This window comes from Bifidobacterium sp. ESL0822, from assembly GCF_052606675.1.
The window spans coordinates 426,920-443,211 of record NZ_CP199596.1; the positions used below are offsets into that span (position 1 = coordinate 426,920).

Sequence of the window (16,292 nt, forward strand, 5' to 3'; positions counted from 1 at the left end):
TCCCGTGGGATCACAGACAGCCGTGTGGCTGGGGGTGGATCTTGGTGAAGCCAGGGTGGGTCTTGCCCTGTCGGACCCGGAGCTGACCCTGGCCTTTCCCGCTGGCAACATCAGGGTTCAGGGCGACTACTTTCAAGCCCTGGACCCGGTGGAAGACCTTATTATGGACAAGTGTGTGTCCAGGGTCGTAGTCGGACACCCCCTGCTCCTGAGTGGCCAGGCTGGTCGAAGCGCCAAAAAGGCGGCCCGTTGGGTGCGTGCCCTGACTGGCCGTCTGCAGGAGGCTGCACAGGATGCGGACATTGCCCCTGGGCAAGTGCCCAGTGTAGTATTGCGAGACGAACGACTGACGACTGTCAGCGCCCATCGTCAGCTCTATGATGCCCGCGTGGACGGGCGAAGACATCGTCCCGTGGTCGATCAGCAGTCCGCTGTTGTGCTGTTGCAGTCGGCCCTGGACGACCAACGTGCCGACAAGGAGTGCTAATTGGCCGACGACATGCAGGAGTTCTTCCAGGACAAGGTTCAGTGGATGGCCGATGGGCAGGCCCCGGTGTCCGCTATGCCGCCTCGTCCTCCTCGTTCGCGCCGTGAGATGCGCCGTCGGCGTGAAAGACGCAAACGTCGCAAACAGATCATGATTGTCATCATCGTCTTGGCTGTTGTGCTTGCCTCATCCTGCATGGCGATACTGGTAAGAGGGCTGCGCCATGGCACCCCCAGGATTGTAGCCACCAAGGAGGTTGCCCCAGACTATCCAGGCCCCGGCGGACAATCTCTGGAGTTCACGGTCGAGAGCGGCCAGGGGGCGGATCAGGTGGGTGCCAATCTGGTCAAGGCCGGGGTGGTCAAGTCCACGGCTGCCTTCCTGCATGCCATCGCCAGCACACAGTCCGAATCCAGGCTTCTGCCCGGCACCTTCGATCTGCGTCTGCGGATGAAGGCCTCGGATGTGGTGGCTATTCTGACCGACAGCAGCAAGGCCGGAGGCTTCCTGCAGGTACGGGCCGGCGAGCGGGTCCGTGATGTGGTTACCCGGGCCGTCCAGCTTTCCGGGGTTCCGCAGAGCGAATTCGATGCCCTGATTCAAGCCAAGGGCGAGGGCATCCTACCCCAGGAAGCACAGGGTAACTTCGAGGGATGGTTGCAGCCTGGCGAGTACGACGTGCGGAAGGCCGGGTCGGCCAAGGCCATCCTGACCAATCTGGTCTCCAAGCGGATCGAGCACCTGGACCAGTTGGGCGTCCCCGGAGGCCAGGATCGGCAGACCATTCTCAACACGGCATCCATCACCGAGGCCGAGGTCAACAGGTCGGAATACTACAGCAAGGTGGCCCGGGTCATCGAAAACCGATTGGCCAAGGGGATGCCCCTGGGCATGGACAGCACCGTGGCATACTCCAACAATGTCTCCGCCTTGAAGCTGACCGACGCCATGCTGCAGAACGCCGATGACCCCTACAACACCAGGGTCCACCAGGGTCTGCCCCCAGGTCCCATCGGCAGTCCTGGAGATGAGGCCATCCAGGCGGTCATGCACCCTGAGTCGGGCGACTGGCTCTATTTTGTGACCGTCAATATGGACACGGGAGAGACCAGGTTCAGCGACAATCAGGATCAGTTCAACCGCGATGTCAAGGAATACAAGGCCTGGGAGGCTCAGCACAACGAGCAGAGCCAGTAGCGCTTTTCATGGAATCTCCATTGCCAGTGACTTTAGAGGCCTGTCGGTCCTAGAGGACATCAATGATCAAGGCCACTAGCGCCGCGACGAGGATGACCGGGACATAGGCCAGCGAGAGAGGGTTGTGTGTTCTGTCGGGTGGTATGCGGCTACGAGCCAACCAGACCAGAGCAAGGGCGACCAGTCCCAGCAGCCCCATCATCAGCCACCAGACCAGGATGGTTGTCCACCCGAGAACTGACAGGCTCAGGGCGACCAGACCCGTGGACGTCACGTCGCCCAGTCCCAGGGCGCCGGGTCGGACCAGGGCCAGCAGAAACTGAAGGCCTGCAGAAGCCAGGGTCAGCAGCAGGCACTGGACGAGCAGCTTCGGCTGACCCTGGATCAGCGAAAAGACCAGCAGCGTTATGGTCTGCAGGACCAGTCCCAAGAGCACCAAAAGACGCGGGACTCGCCGGGAACGGATGTCGATCAGGGCCAGGAGGAGGGCGGTCAGCAATCCCGGCGCTGGGATGAGGTAGACCATCTTCTAAGATAATCATACGTAGCCCTAACATGGCAAACGAGGAACAAACGAGGAGCTTGAATATGTTGCGCTGGCAGACGGCAGGGGAATCCCATGGAGAGGCCCTGGTGGCCATGATGGAGGGTCTGCCCGCCGGGGTTGCCGTGTCCACTAAGGACATCGAATCGGCCCTGGCCCGTCGTCGGCTGGGCTATGGCCGCGGGGCCAGGATGGGCTTTGAGCAGGACAAGGTACGTCTGCTGACCGGGGTCAGGCATGGACGGACGCTCGGCTCACCGGTGGCCATCGAGATCGGCAACACCGAATGGCCCAAGTGGGAGCGGATCATGAGCGTGGACGAACTGCCCACCGATCAGGAGCCGCCGGCGACTGGTCGCAACGCCCCCCTGACCAGGCCCAGGCCCGGCCACGCTGATCTGACCGGCATGCGCAAGTATGGGTTTACGGATGCGCGCCCGGTACTGGAACGCTCCTCTGCCAGGGAGACCGCCTCCAGGGTGGCCCTGGGCTCGGTGGCCGCCGACTTCCTGCAGCAGGCTCTGGGCATAAGAACCGTCTCCCATGTCATTTCCATAGCCGGGGTCGGCCTGGAGGGTCATGAGGTCACGCCCGGCCCTGAGGACGGACCAGCCCTGGACGCATCACCGGTCAGGACCCTGGACAAGGATGCCGAGAAGCGGATGATGGCCAGGATCGACCAGATCAAGAAGGACGGCGATACCGCCGGTGGGGTCTTCGAGGTCATCGCGTATGGTGTGCCAGCAGGCCTGGGCACCTATGTGGAAGACGACCGGCGTCTGGATGCGGCCCTGGCCGGTGCTTTCATGGGCATTCAGGCTATCAAGGGCGTGGAGATCGGCGATGGATTCAGCGAGGCTGGTCGTCCCGGATCACAGGCCCATGACGAGATGGAGCCCGGTCCCGACGGCGTCATCCGCAGACTCAGCAACCATGCAGGCGGCCTGGAGGGTGGCACCTCAAATGGGCAACCCATCAGGGTGAGGGCCGCTATGAAGCCCATCTCCTCGGTGCCGCGGGCCCTGCGCACGGTGGATGTGGCCACGGGCCTCCCAGCCCAGGCCATCCATCAGCGTTCCGACGTGACCGCTGTGCCTGCCGCCGCGGTGATCGGCGAAGCCATGATGAATCTGACCCTGGCGCGATTCGCCTTGGAGAAGTTCGGCGGAGACTCGCTCGACGAGGTTCGGCGCAACGCCCAGGCCTACCTACAGTCCTGGCCCGAGCATCTGCGGTGATGGGCGTGATCGCATGATTGAAAGCAGCAGCATGCCCAAGGCCGTCATCATCGGCATGCCCGGTGCGGGTAAGACCAGGCTGGGCAGGGAGACGGCCGCCCTTATCAAGGCGGACTTCCGGGATACGGACCAGTGTATTGAGGAGGAAGCAGGCCGATCGGTCAGCGAAATCTTCGATACTCAGGGCGAACAGGCTTTCCGGGGTATGGAGACCAGGGCGGTCCTGAACCTCCTGAAGGATTTTCCCGGCGGCATCCTGTCCCTGGGAGGAGGAGCCCCCATGAGCACCGAGGTCTTCCAGGCATTGCAGGACTATCGGCGGGCAGGCGGTGCTGTGGTCTACCTGCAGATCGATCCCGAGGAGGGGATGAGCCGGGCGGCACTGTCGGATCATCGGCCCCTTCTGCGCGGCGGCGCATCGGAACGTTGGATGGCTCTCTATCGTGAGCGCCGCAGCGTCTACCAGGAACTGGCCACCATCACCCTCAAATCCAGGAACACCACCCCCCGTGCTCTGGCCCGACGTCTGGCCGATGCCTTGACTGAGCGGGTGGTACACGTCAGCGGTCCAGACCCCTACGATGTGAGAATCGGCGCTGGGGTGACCGGACGACTGCACGAACTGCTTGGCGACCAGACCATGCGGGTGGCCCTGATTCATACCCAGCCGGTCCAGCGCCATTCCGACCATGCCCGGGCCCTGCTTCGCCAGGCAGGGTATCAGGTGGTGGATCTGACCATTCCCGACGCGGAGGCCGGCAAGACCATCCGGGTCAGCCAGGGTATCTGGGAGCGCCTGGCCACCGAGGGCTTCACCCGCTCCGACGCGGTCGTGGGACTTGGCGGGGGAGCGGCTACGGACCAAGCAGGGTTCATCGCCGCCACCTGGATGCGGGGCATCCGCTATGTGAATTGCCCCACCTCCCTGCTGGCCATGGTGGATGCCTCCACCGGAGGCAAAACCGGCATCAACCTGGAGCAGGGCAAGAATCTGGTTGGCAGCTTCTATACCCCTGTCGGCGTCCTGGCTGATCTGCGGACTCTGCGGACACTGCCCAATGAAATCTTTGTGGAGGGTCTGGGCGAGGTGGCCAAGTCCGGATTCATCATGGACGGAGGTATCCTGCGCGAGCTGGAGGAGCGGGCTGACTCCCTGCGTGCCTTCAACGGAGGAGAGTCCGACCAGTGGTTGGGCACCGTGGTCCAGGATCTGATCGAACGCACCGTCGAGGTCAAGGCCCGGCACGTCTCGGTGGATCTCAAGGAGTCCGGCTTGCGGGAGTTCCTCAACTACGGCCATACCTTGGGACACGCCATCGAGAAGATTGAACACTTCACCTGGCGGCATGGTCAGGCCGTGTCTGTGGGCATGGTCTTCGCAGCAGAGCTGGCCAGGATCACCGGCCATCTGGATCAGGGGGCGGTCGACTACCACCGGCGGCTTCTTTCCTCCCTGGGACTGAGGACCTGGTGGAATGGGGGAGACTTCGACCAGGTGCTGGCCCTCATGCATCGGGACAAAAAGGCCCGTGGCAACAAGTTGCGATTTATCATTCTTGACGGTTTGGGCAAACCCACCCACCTGGACGACCCGCCGGTCTCGGCGATCAAGGAGGCCTTCCAGGCCATACGCAAGGAGGATTGACAGATGGCGGATGCCGACAAGGGCAGGCAGAAGGTTCTGGTGGTCAACGGACCCAACCTGGGTCGGCTGGGTGTGCGCGACCCTGAGGTCTACGGTCGTCAGGATCTGGCGGCGCTGACCCGTGACTGCGAACACTGGGGTCAGCAGCTGGGTCTGGATGCTCAGGTGCTGCAATCGGACGACGAGGGTCAGGTCATCCGCTGGATGCATCAGGCCGTGGACCAGGGTAGCGCGGTGGTGCTCAACCCGGCCGCCTTCACCCACTACAGTTATGGCCTTGCCGATGCCGCCGTCCAGGTCACCCAGGCAGGGTTGCCGCTGATGGAGGTCCATATTTCCAATCCCTCGTCCAGGGAGGCCTTCCGCCGACGCAGTGTCATCTCGCCGGTGGCTACCGGCACCATCACCGGCATGGGCTTCTACGGTTACCGGCTGGCCCTGGAAGCTGTGGCCCACCTGCTGGAGACCGCATGAGCGACAGCGGAGAGACCAGCAAGGAACTCTCCGCACCGCCCAAGGCCATCCTTGTCCGCGGCGCCCGGGTCCACAACCTGCGCAACCTGGATGTCGACATTCCTTTGAATCACCTGGTGGGCATCGCCGGGGTCTCGGGCTCCGGCAAGTCCTCCCTGGCTCTGGGGGTCCTCTATGCCGAGGGCTCCCGGCGCTACCTGGAATCCCTGTCCACCTACACCAGGAGGCGGATGACCCAGGCCCAACGTCCCCAGGTGGAGTCGGTGCGTTTCCTGCCGCCGGCTTTAGCTCTGCGCCAGCGGCCGGGAGTGGGCGGCATGCGATCCACCTTCGGCACTGCCACCGAGCTGCTCAACGTGCTCAGGCTGATGTTCTCCCGGCTGGCCAGCCATGTCTGCCCCAATGGCCATCGCCAGGAGCCCACCCTGGCAGTGGCGGCCGAGATCCCCATCACCTGCCCGATCTGCGGCGCTAAAGTGGAGCCTCCCAGCGCCGAGGAACTGGCCTTCAACTCACTGGGAGCCTGTCCTACCTGCCAGGGGACCGGGACCGTGCGCGAGGTGGACGACGCCACCCTGGTTCCCGATGACAGCCTGACCATCGACCAAGGGGCCGTGGTGCCCTGGCGGACCTTCGGCTTCAACGTCCAGCCCGACATCGTGCGCGAGTTCGGAGTCCGCACCGACGTACCTTGGCGGAATCTGACCAATCGGGAGCGGAAGATCGTCTTCGAGGGCCCGGCTGAAAAGAAGCACATCACCATCACCTCGGTCAAGGGGGTCCATGAGCTGGACTTCACCTTCCGGAACGCACGGTTGACCGTGACCGAGGAGCTCAAGAGGGCCAACGACGACAAGCGCCTGGCCAAGGTGGCCAAGTTCCTGACCGAACGGACCTGCCCGGACTGCAAGGGCACCCGGCTCAACCAACGGGCGCGTCTGCCCGAGATCAACGGGGACAATCTGGCCGAGGTCACCTCCTGGCCCCTGGATAAGGTGCTGGACTGGGGTCGGAGACTGCCGCCCACATTGCCCGAACCTATGCGGCCTATGGCATCGGCCCTCTGCAAGACCCTGGACGAAATGGGCAGGCGGTTGATGCAGCTGGGACTGAGCTACCTGACCCTGGACCGCTCCAGCGCATCACTATCCACAGGTGAGCGGCAGCGGGCCCAGCTGGCCAGGGCTGTGCGCAATGAAACCACAGGCGTGCTCTATGTGCTGGACGAGCCTTCGACCGGCCTGCATCCTGCCAACCTGGAGGGGCTGATAGGGGTCATGCGCGACCTGCTGGCCGACGGTAACTCAGTGGTTTTCGTCGACCACGACGTCAAGGTTTTGCAATCAGCCGACTATCTGATCGAAATGGGTCCCGGAGCAGGCGAGCGCGGCGGCAGGATCCTGGCCCAGGGAGCCCCTAAGCGGATTGCCGCCGTCCCTGACTCGCGCATTGCCGGGTTTTTGGATGGACGCGAGCCCGTTTTGGTACGCGATCGGCATCCCATGCCTGCAGAGAATGAGTGGATCCGTATGCAGGCAGGATCCATTCACACGGTCCACCCGCTGGATTTGGCCATTCCTCGTGGATGCATGACAGCAGTGACCGGCGTATCCGGTTCCGGCAAGACCACCATGATCCTGGAGTCCCTGGTCCCCGCCCTGCAAGCCCGTATCCAGGGCGATCCCATGCCCAAACATGTGCGCAGCCTGGACCCGGCCGGCATCGACCGGGTTCGCCTGGTGGACTCCTCGCCCATCGGCATCAACGTGCGCTCCACGGTGGCCACCTACTCGGGGCTGATGGACCGGTTGCGCCGTCTCTTCGCGGCTACTGACCAGGCGAAAAAGGACAAGCTGGGCATCTCGGCATTCTCATACAACACCGGATCCCTGCGCTGCCCCCAGTGCGACGGAACAGGCCAGATCAGCCTGGATGTACAGTTCCTGCCCGACATTCCGATCACCTGCCCGAGCTGCCATGGTCGGCGGTACCGTCCGGAGGCCGAGCACTACCGTCTGTCCACGCCGGCCCATTCGGAGCCTTTGAGCCTGCCCGATCTGCTGGCCATGGAGGTGGGCCGGGCCTTGGAGGTCTTCGCGCATGGCCGCGAGTACACGGCCATCCGTCGAGGCCTGCAGACCCTGAAGGATCTGGGCCTGGACTACCTGACCCTGGGGGAGGATACCCCTTCGCTTTCTGGCGGGGAGGCCCAGCGGCTGAAGCTGTCCAACGAATTGGGCCGCAGGCAGAACGGCTCCATGTTCGTCCTGGACGAGCCCACCACAGGCCTGCATCCCTTGGATGTGCGTGTCCTGATTGGAGTGCTGGAGCGCCTGGTCGGCAAGGGGGCCACGGTGATCTTCATCGAGCACGATCTGGACATGATCGCCAACGCCGACCATGTGGTCGATATGGGCCCGGGAGGCGGCGACCGGGGCGGAAGAATCGTGGCCCAGGGCGACCCTGAATCCGTGGCCCGCAACCCGGATTCGGTGACCGGCCGCCACCTGGCCGACCACCTGCATCTGAGCCGTCCCTGAATCAGTCCCGCTTCCTCGAGTGTTGGCCGGCTTCTGGTCGCTCCTGGCTGATAGGCTGAAGTTCCATGGTCAGAGAACATGGAAATTCGCAAGGGCATATCACCAAACACATTTTCGTCACCGGCGGCGTGGTCTCTTCACTGGGCAAGGGACTGACCGCATCCTCTCTGGGCCGACTGCTGAGAAGCCGCGGAATCCGCGTTCTTCAACAGAAGCTGGATCCCTATATCAACGTCGATCCGGGGACCATGAACCCCTTCCAACACGGCGAGGTCTACGTGACCGAGGATGGGGCCGAAACCGATCTGGACATCGGCCACTACGAGCGTTTCACCGACGTCTTCCTCTCCCAGAAGGCCAACGTGACCACTGGTCAGATTTACCAGTCCGTTCTGCGCAAGGAGCGGGCGGGGGAGTACCTGGGCCAGTGCGTCCAGGTCATTCCCCACGTGACCAACGAGATCAAGAGCCGCATGCGGGCCCAGGCCAGTGACGACGTGGACGTGATCATTACCGAGATCGGCGGGACTGTGGGCGACATCGAGTCCCAGCCCTTCATGGAGGCTGCCCGCGAGGTTCGTCGGGACATCGGCCCGGACAACTGCATGTTCGTCCACGTCTCCCTGGTTCCCTACGTGGCCGCCGCCCACGAGCTCAAGACCAAGCCCACTCAGCACTCGGTCATGGCCCTGCGCCAGCTGGGCATTGCCCCTGACGCCTTGGTGCTGCGCTCCGACCGGCCGCTCAACCAGGCCATCAAGGACAAGATTTCCCTGATGTGCGACGTGGATGCCGAGGGCGTGGTCAACTGTGTTGATGCTCCCAGCATCTATGACGTACCCAAGATCCTCTACAAGGAGGGTCTGGACGCCTATGTGGTGCGCAAGCTGGAGCTGCCCTTCCACGATGTCGACTGGAATGAGTGGGAGGATCTGCTGGACAGGGTCCACAACCCCCGGACCAAGGTGGCCATCGCCATCGTGGGCAAGTACATCGACCTGCCTGACGCCTACCTGTCGGTCATCGAGGCGCTGAAGGCCGGCGGCTTCGCCAACCGGTCCCAGGTCCAGGTCAAGCTGGTGGCCGCCGATACCTGCGAGACCATGGACGGCGCCCGCAAGGCCCTGGAGGGCGTGGACGGCATCGTGGTCCCCGGCGGCTTCGGCATCCGTGGCATCGAGGGCAAGATCGGCGCCCTGCGCTACGCCCGCGAGACCGGCCTGCCCGCACTGGGTCTCTGCCTGGGTCTGCAGTCCATGGTCATCGAGTTCGCCCGCCACGTCCTGGGGCTGGAGGATGCCAACTCCTCGGAGTTCGAGCCTGACTGCGAGAACCCGGTCATCGCCACCATGGAGGAGCAGAAGGACATCGTGGCCGGCCACGGCGACATGGGCCACACCATGCGGCTGGGCGCCTACCCGGCAGTGCTCAAGCCCGATTCCCTGGTGGCCCGGCTCTATGGCTCCACCGAGATCTCCGAGCGTCACCGCCACCGCTACGAGGTCAACGTGGCCTACAAGGAGCGGCTGGACAAGGCCGGCCTGCACATCTCGGGCACCAGCCCGGACGGGCAGCTGACCGAGTTCGTGGAGCTCTCCCAGGACCAGCACCCCTTCTATGTGGGCACCCAGGCCCACCCGGAGTTCAAGTCCCGGCCCACCAAGCCGCACCCCCTCTTCGCCGGCCTGGTCAAGGCCAGCCTGGAGCACGGAGGCCAGGAGGCCGCCTGAGGTCAATCCCTTTTCAAAAACGTTGACCATGATCGCCCGTTTCCCTCTTATGGGAGGCGGGCGATTGTCCGTATCGGTGCTTTTGTCAAGAGGGCGGGCTGGATTCCTTAGAGAGCGTAAGCCCAGGTCTGGCGGTTCACTACCGTCCCGGTTATCCTGTAATGGTGTGAACGGCCGCATATGGCGGCCGTGCGTGTGTTAGGAGGTCTCAGCTCGTGGACAGCACCTCGCAGCGGACAGACACATCGCGGGATGTGGAAATGAGCCAGTACGTGGCCGACCGCTCCCGCGTCAACGAAGAAAAAATCAAAAAAGACGACCAGATCATCTCCGAGTTCGGCGACTATACCTATGGCTGGCACGACTCCGATGATGCCGGGCGCAACGCCCACAAGGGCATTGATGAGGACGTGGTCCGGGCCATCTCGGCCGACAAGGGCGAGCCTGATTGGATGCTGCAGATGCGTCTCAAGGGCTATCGGGCCTTCATGGAAAAGCCCATGCCCAAGTGGGGCGTGGATTTAAGCGGGTTCGATGCCGACGACTTCAAGTACTATGTCAAGCCCCTGAAGGAGCAGGCCAAGGACTGGAAGGACCTGCCCGACGACATCCGCACCACCTATGACCGGCTGGGCATCCCCGAGGCTGAGAAGAAGCGGCTGGTCTCCGGTGTTGCCGCCCAGTACGAGTCCGAGGTCATCTACAACTCCATCCGCGATGACTTGCGCAAACAAGGGGTCATCTTCCTGGATACGGACACGGCCTTGAAAGAGTACCCGGACCTCTTCCGTAAGTACTTCGCCACGGTCATCCCCCCGGACGACAACAAGTTCGCCGCACTGAACACGGCGGCCTGGTCGGGCGGATCCTTCGTCTATGTGCCCAAGGGAGTCCATGTGGACATCCCCCTGCAGGCCTACTTCCGTATCAACACACCCAACATGGGCCAGTTTGAGCGCACGCTGATCATTGCCGACGAGGGTTCCTACGTCCACTATGTGGAGGGCTGCACAGCACCCATTTACTCCACTGACTCTTTGCACGCGGCCAACGTGGAGATTGTGGTCGAGCCCCACGCCCGTGTGCGCTACACTACGGTCCAGAACTGGTCCAACAACGTCTACAACCTGGTCACCCAGCGCGCCTATGTGCGCGAGGGCGGCACCATGGAGTGGGTGGACGGCAACATCGGGTCCAAGGCGACCATGAAATATCCGGCCTGCATCCTGGCCGAGCCCTACGCCAAGGCCGAGACCCTTTCCCTGGGCTTCGCCGGCAAGGGGCAGTATCAGGACACGGGCGCCAAGATGATTCACCTGGCACCCCATACCTCATCCACCATCGTCTCCAAGTCCATCTCCCGCAACGGGGGAAGGGCCGCATACCGGGGCCTGGTCAAGATCATCAAAGGCGCCGAGAAGTCCTCCTCCTCGGTGGTCTGTGACGCCTTGCTGGTGGACGACTACTCCCGCTCGGATACCTACCCGCACGTGGATGTTCGCGAGGACGACGTCTCCATGGCCCACGAGGCCACCGTCTCCAAGGTCTCCGAGGACCAGCTCTTCTATCTGATGAGCCGCGGCCTGGAGGAGAAGGAGGCCATGGGCATGATCGTGCGCGGGTTCGTGGAGCCCATTTCCCGGCAGCTGCCCATGGAGTACGCGTTGGAGCTTAACCGCTTGGTCGAATTGCAGATGGAGGGTTCGGTAGGCTGATGTCACAAAACAGCGAAATAACCATTCCGCATGCGGATCCAAAGGATCCCTACGCTTTCCCGGCCACTATGCCGTCCAGTGCCGACAAGGAGCCACGTTCCTTCAACCCTGATGACTTCCCCATGCCTACCCGCAAGCAGGATGACTGGCGGTTCACCCCCATCGACCGGATGGAGGAGTTCTTCGCTGTCTTCAAGCCCAGCGGTCTGACCAAGGTCTCAGTCACCATGATCGACGGGTCCGAACCGCCCACAGATCAGGTCAGCTTCAGCCGGATTCCCATGAATCAGGCTCCCTGCGGCACCGTCCTCAAGCCCAGCGACCGAGCGGCAGCTGTGGAGTGGGCGAGCGGCAGGCAGGCGACTGTGGTCAACCTCAAGGGCACGCTGGATCAGCCTGTGCTGGTCCGTGTCAACGGTGGCGGCCTCGATCTGGATGCTTTCCACCTGGTGATCAAGGCCGAAGCGGGCACCAAGGCCGATCTGGTGGTCGAGCACCAGGGCCAGGCACGTCTGGCTGAGGGTGTTGAAATCGACATCGGTGACAATTCGCAGATGTCGACCACCTTCATTCAGGAGTGGGACAAGGGCAGCAAGCATATCGGCAACCACCGCATTCACCTGGGTGCCGAGGCCTCCCTGCGTCACTCCGTGGTCAGTCTGGGTGGAGACGTCGTGCGGCTGCGCATGGACCAGGACTTCGGCGGCGAGCAGGGTGACCTGAACATGCTGGGCATCTACTTCGTCGATCCCGGCCAGCACATGGAGCATCGAACCATGGTGGTGCACAACCATCCCAATTGCAAGTCCCGTGTGGTCTACAAGGGGGCCCTGGACGGAATCGGCGCGCACACCACCTGGGTGGGCAACGCGCTCATTCAGCCCACGGCGCCTGGAACCGACTCCTATGAGCTCAACCGGAACCTGGTGCTCACCCCTGGGGCCATCGCCGATTCCGAGCCCAACCTGGAGATCGAGAACGGCGACATCATCGGGGCAGGCCATGCAAGCTCGGTCGGACGCTTCGACGATGAGGAGCTCTTCTACCTGCAGTCCCGTGGCATTCCCGAACAGGAGGCCCGCAAGCTGGTGGTTCGCGGCTTCTTCGGCGAACTGGTGGAGGAGATCGACGTCCCCAGCGTCTCCGGGCACCTGATGGGGGTCATCGACCGCAGGCTGGCGGCCGGCGAGGATCAAGAGATGCAGCACGTTTTGGAGGAGAACTGACATGTCCACATTGGAAATCAAGGATCTGCACGTCTCGGTGGAGACCAAGGAGGGTCGCAAGCAGATCCTCAAGGGAGCCACGCTGACCGTCCACTCCGGTGAGACCCACGCCATCATGGGGCCCAACGGTTCGGGCAAGTCCACCCTGGCCTACACCCTGGCCGGCCATCCCAAGTATGAGGTCGACTCGGGCCAGGCCCTGCTGGATGGGCGGGATCTGCTCAAGATGACCCCGGACGAGCGGGCCAAGGCCGGACTCTTCCTGGCCATGCAGTACCCGGTCGAGGTGCCTGGCGTATCCATGACCAATTTCCTGCGTACCGCCAAGACCGAGGTCGACGGCAAGGCCCCGGCCATCCGCCAGTGGACCAAGGATCTGAATGAGGCCATGAAGCGGCTGCGCATGGATCCCAAGTTCGCCCAGCGCTCGGTCAACGAGGGCTTCTCCGGCGGTGAGAAGAAGCGCGCCGAGGTCCTGCAGCTGGAGCTGCTCAAGCCCAAGTTCGCCGTCCTGGACGAAACTGATTCCGGACTGGACGTTGATGCCTTGCGCATCGTCTCGGAAGGTGTCAACAGGGCCAAGGAGAACACCGGCATGGGCGTGCTCATGGTCACCCACTACACCAGGATCCTCAAGTACATCAAGCCTGATATCGTCCACGTCTTCGCCGACGGCCGCTTTGTGAAGACCGGTGGCCCCGAGCTGGCCGACACCCTGGAGGAGACCGGGTATGACCAGTACCTGCCCGAGGGCGCCGACTCGGAATCGGCCCTGGCCTGAGGATGAGAGAAGAGGTCCGCAATGGTCATCGATGACAGTATTCGCCAGCAGTTTCCGATTCTGGACCAGCAGGTACATGGACACCCTCTGGTCTACTTGGACTCGGCTGCCACTGCCCAGAAGCCCCTGGCGGTCATCGATGCCGTTCGGGACTTCTACTTGAAGGACAACGCCGGGGTGCACCGGGGTGCCCATGAGCTGGCAGCCCGCAGCACCATGGCCTTCGAGCACGCCCGCTCCCGTGTGGCCGCCCTGGTAGGGGCAGAGGGCCAAGAGGGCGGTGAGGAGATTGTGGTCACCGCCGGTGCCACGGCCGCACTGAACCTGCTGGCCACGGCCTTCGGCAACGCCAGCCTGGGTCGCGGTGGGAAGGCGGCACGTCGATTCGCCCTGAAGCCTGGCGATGAAGTGGTGGTCAGCAAGGCCGAGCACCACTCGGTCCTCCTGCCCTTCCAGGAGCTCTGCTACCGGACCGGAGCAGTCCTCAGGTATTTCGATCTGGATCCGGAGGGCCGTGTTCTGGCCGATACCGCCGACCAGGTCATTACCGAGCGCACCAAGGTGGTCGCCGTCACCCACGTCAGCAATGTGACCGGTGCCATCACCGACATAAAGCCCATCGTCCGCCGTGCCCATCAGGTGGGCGCCCTGGTGGTGCTGGACGTTTGCCAGTCGGTGCCTCATCTGCCTGTCGATCTGCACGCCATGGATGTGGACTTCGCTGCTTGGAGCGCCCACAAGATGTATGGCCCGACCGGTGTGGGATTCCTCTATGGCCGTAGGGAGCTCCTGGAGGCCCTGCCTCCGGCATCATTCGGCGGTTCCATGGTGGAGTTGGCCTATCTGGATCGTCCTGCCAGCTATATGGATCCCCCGGCTCGGTTCGAGGCCGGCACACAGCCGGTGGCACAGATGATCGGGGCCGGAGTAGCCGCCGATTGGCTGATGGATTTGGGCATGGATAAGGTGGCCGAACATGAGAAGGCCATCACCGCCGGTCTGTTGAGGCTGGGGGATTTGGACGGAGTGCGCATCCTAGGTCCGACCACACCAGAGGACCGGATCGGCACGGTCGCCTTCGACGTTCAGGGAGTCCATCCCCACGACGTAGGCCAGTACGTGGATTCACGCGGCATTGCCATCCGCGTGGGGCACCACTGCGCTCAGCCGGTGCATCGTCACTTTGGCCTGATGGCCTCCAACCGGGCCTCTACCGGCGTCTACAATACTGTGGCCGACACGGATGCCCTGCTGGATGCCGTCTCCGGTGTCCGCAGCTTCTTCAAAGTGGGCTGAGGGTCTTCACCGGCGGCACATTGACGGTTTTAGCAAAGACTTACTGGTAGGTTTAAGGACATGGCGGATTTCGGGATGGATGACGAAGAACTGGAGCAGATGTACCAGGAGGTGATTCTGGACGCAGCCCGTGATCCTCACGGGCGCGTAGGGGATCAGGCTGATGGGGGAGGAGACTCCGATGGCGACGGCGTGACCATCCGGGTGGAGCACGAGGCCTGCCTGGCTGCCGAGTCCCATCAGTTCAATCCCACCTGCGGGGACCAGGCCACCATCCATGTGGAAGTGGCGCCTGGCGAGCAGGGCGGCCCCGACCTCATCCAGCGAATCGTCTGGCAGGGTTCGGGTTGTTCCATCAGCCAGGCCAGTCTGTCCATCATGGTGGATCTGGTCCAGGGGCAGACCGTTGATCATGCCATGGACCTGGCTGCTGACTTCCGCAGGCTCATGGAATCTCGCGGAGCTGGACTTGAGGATGAGCAAGCCGAGGATGCTCTTGGCGATGCCATGGTCTTCCAGGGTGTGTCCAAGTACCCCATGCGAATCAAGTGCGCTCTGCTGGGCTGGGAAGGCATGAAGGCCTCGGTGGCCCAGGCCCTGTCAGCTGGGCGAGTGGGCGACAAAGGTGAGAAGGTGGAGCAGGTATGAGCGGCAATACGAATCTGGTACCCGAACCCCAGGACTCCATCCTGGCCTCGGTGGGCAGGGCCATTAGCGATCCTGGCACGGCGCAGGCTCTGGCCAGCAATCCCCTGGGCGCGGAGACGGTTCTGAAATCGGCCGAGGGCACTTCCATGCGTAAGGTCGATGGCCGGGAGGATAAGAAGTCCGATTCGGCCAAGTCTGACGATAAGCCTATTGACGCAGCTACCCCTGAAGCTTCCACTGAAGGTGCGTCGGCTGGACAGGGTTCGAATGTAGAATCCGCGGAAAGTGCGTCAGCCACCAATGGTGAGAAGCCTGCGGATCAGAATGCAGCTGATGCCGAGGCTGCTGCTGAGGAGGCCATCCCTCTGAAGGCAGTTGACGACATCGGCCGGGCCACTGCAGAGGATGTCAGGGAGGCCCTGCACCAGGTCATCGATCCCGAGCTGGGTATTGATGTTGTCGATCTGGGCTTGGTCTATGGCATTGAAATCGACGAACTGGGACGGGCCATCATCACCATGACCCTGACCACGCCGGCCTGCCCGTTGACTGACCTGATCGAGGATCAGTGTGCCAGCGTCCTGGCGGGCCTGGTCGAGGAGTTCCGCATCGATTGGACCTGGTCGCCACGTTGGACCCTGGACATGATCACCCCTGAGGGTCGTGAACAATTGGCCGCCATCGGCTTCAACTTCGAGAACATGCCCACCTATCAGTGAGACCATCCGCCCGGTAGGTGGTTTCGGGTCCTCCCATGTGAATATACTGATG

14 protein-coding genes are annotated in these 16,292 nt (G+C 62.9%); 13 read left to right on the forward strand and 1 reads right to left on the reverse strand.

All coding sequences use genetic code 11. The features are described from left to right. Window positions 1-4 precede the first annotated feature (4 nt). Complete coding sequence (ruvX, locus tag ACUIAF_RS01745) at window positions 5-487, forward strand: Holliday junction resolvase RuvX (RefSeq protein ID WP_015021911.1); 483 nt, start codon at window positions 5-7, stop codon at window positions 485-487. After that, window positions 488-1,684 (forward strand): endolytic transglycosylase MltG, encoded by a 1,197-nt coding sequence (gene mltG, locus ACUIAF_RS01750; protein ID WP_445338839.1) that lies wholly within the window; start codon window positions 488-490, stop codon window positions 1,682-1,684. Window positions 1,685-1,733: 49 nt separating this feature from the next. Here the strand turns inward: mltG and ACUIAF_RS01755 are convergent, their stop codons facing one another. Beyond that, entirely contained in the window at window positions 1,734-2,210 is a 477-nt protein-coding gene (locus ACUIAF_RS01755) for a prepilin peptidase (RefSeq protein WP_015021909.1), read from the reverse strand. Window positions 2,211-2,272: 62 nt separating this feature from the next. Between ACUIAF_RS01755 and aroC the strand changes: the two genes are divergently transcribed. The 11 genes from aroC (at window position 2,273) to ACUIAF_RS01810 (ending at window position 16,240) form a co-directional block, all read left to right on the forward strand. Continuing rightward, the gene (gene aroC, locus ACUIAF_RS01760; protein WP_445338840.1) at window positions 2,273-3,466 is read left to right on the forward strand and encodes a chorismate synthase; all 1,194 of its coding nucleotides are present in this window, start codon (window positions 2,273-2,275) and stop codon (window positions 3,464-3,466) included. Window positions 3,467-3,479: 13 nt separating this feature from the next. Next, complete coding sequence (locus tag ACUIAF_RS01765) at window positions 3,480-5,111, forward strand: bifunctional shikimate kinase/3-dehydroquinate synthase (protein WP_198204232.1); 1,632 nt, start codon at window positions 3,480-3,482, stop codon at window positions 5,109-5,111. A gap of 3 nt (window positions 5,112-5,114) precedes the next feature. After that, complete coding sequence (aroQ, locus tag ACUIAF_RS01770) at window positions 5,115-5,585, forward strand: type II 3-dehydroquinate dehydratase (protein ID WP_015021906.1); 471 nt, start codon at window positions 5,115-5,117, stop codon at window positions 5,583-5,585. Next, window positions 5,582-8,125 (forward strand): excinuclease ABC subunit UvrA, encoded by a 2,544-nt coding sequence (locus tag ACUIAF_RS01775; protein ID WP_445338841.1) that lies wholly within the window; start codon window positions 5,582-5,584, stop codon window positions 8,123-8,125. The genes aroQ and ACUIAF_RS01775 overlap by 4 nt, the downstream gene beginning before the upstream one ends. 65 nt (window positions 8,126-8,190) lie before the next feature. Then, window positions 8,191-9,855, forward strand: coding sequence for a CTP synthase (locus ACUIAF_RS01780; RefSeq protein WP_015021904.1), 1,665 nt, complete (start codon window positions 8,191-8,193; stop codon window positions 9,853-9,855). Between the two features lie 260 nt (window positions 9,856-10,115). Beyond that, window positions 10,116-11,570 (forward strand): Fe-S cluster assembly protein SufB, encoded by a 1,455-nt coding sequence (gene sufB / locus ACUIAF_RS01785; RefSeq protein WP_081581024.1) that lies wholly within the window; start codon window positions 10,116-10,118, stop codon window positions 11,568-11,570. Continuing rightward, entirely contained in the window at window positions 11,570-12,796 is a 1,227-nt protein-coding gene (sufD, locus tag ACUIAF_RS01790) for a Fe-S cluster assembly protein SufD (protein WP_198204234.1), read from the forward strand. Before sufB ends, sufD begins: the two co-directional genes overlap by 1 nt. Window position 12,797: 1 nt before the next feature. Further along, window positions 12,798-13,577, forward strand: coding sequence for a Fe-S cluster assembly ATPase SufC (gene sufC / locus ACUIAF_RS01795; protein ID WP_015021901.1), 780 nt, complete (start codon window positions 12,798-12,800; stop codon window positions 13,575-13,577). Between the two features lie 21 nt (window positions 13,578-13,598). Beyond that, window positions 13,599-14,873 carry a SufS family cysteine desulfurase gene (locus ACUIAF_RS01800; protein WP_445338842.1) on the forward strand — a complete coding sequence of 425 codons (1,275 nt, stop codon included), beginning with the start codon at window positions 13,599-13,601 and terminating at the stop codon, window positions 14,871-14,873. A 60-nt stretch (window positions 14,874-14,933) separates the two neighbouring features. Further along, window positions 14,934-15,521, forward strand: a complete 588-nt coding sequence (sufU, locus tag ACUIAF_RS01805; protein WP_445338843.1) for a Fe-S cluster assembly sulfur transfer protein SufU — start codon at window positions 14,934-14,936, stop codon at window positions 15,519-15,521. Beyond that, complete coding sequence (locus ACUIAF_RS01810; protein ID WP_445338844.1) at window positions 15,518-16,240, forward strand: metal-sulfur cluster assembly factor; 723 nt, start codon at window positions 15,518-15,520, stop codon at window positions 16,238-16,240. Before sufU ends, ACUIAF_RS01810 begins: the two co-directional genes overlap by 4 nt. The last annotated feature ends 52 nt before the right edge of the window (window positions 16,241-16,292 follow it).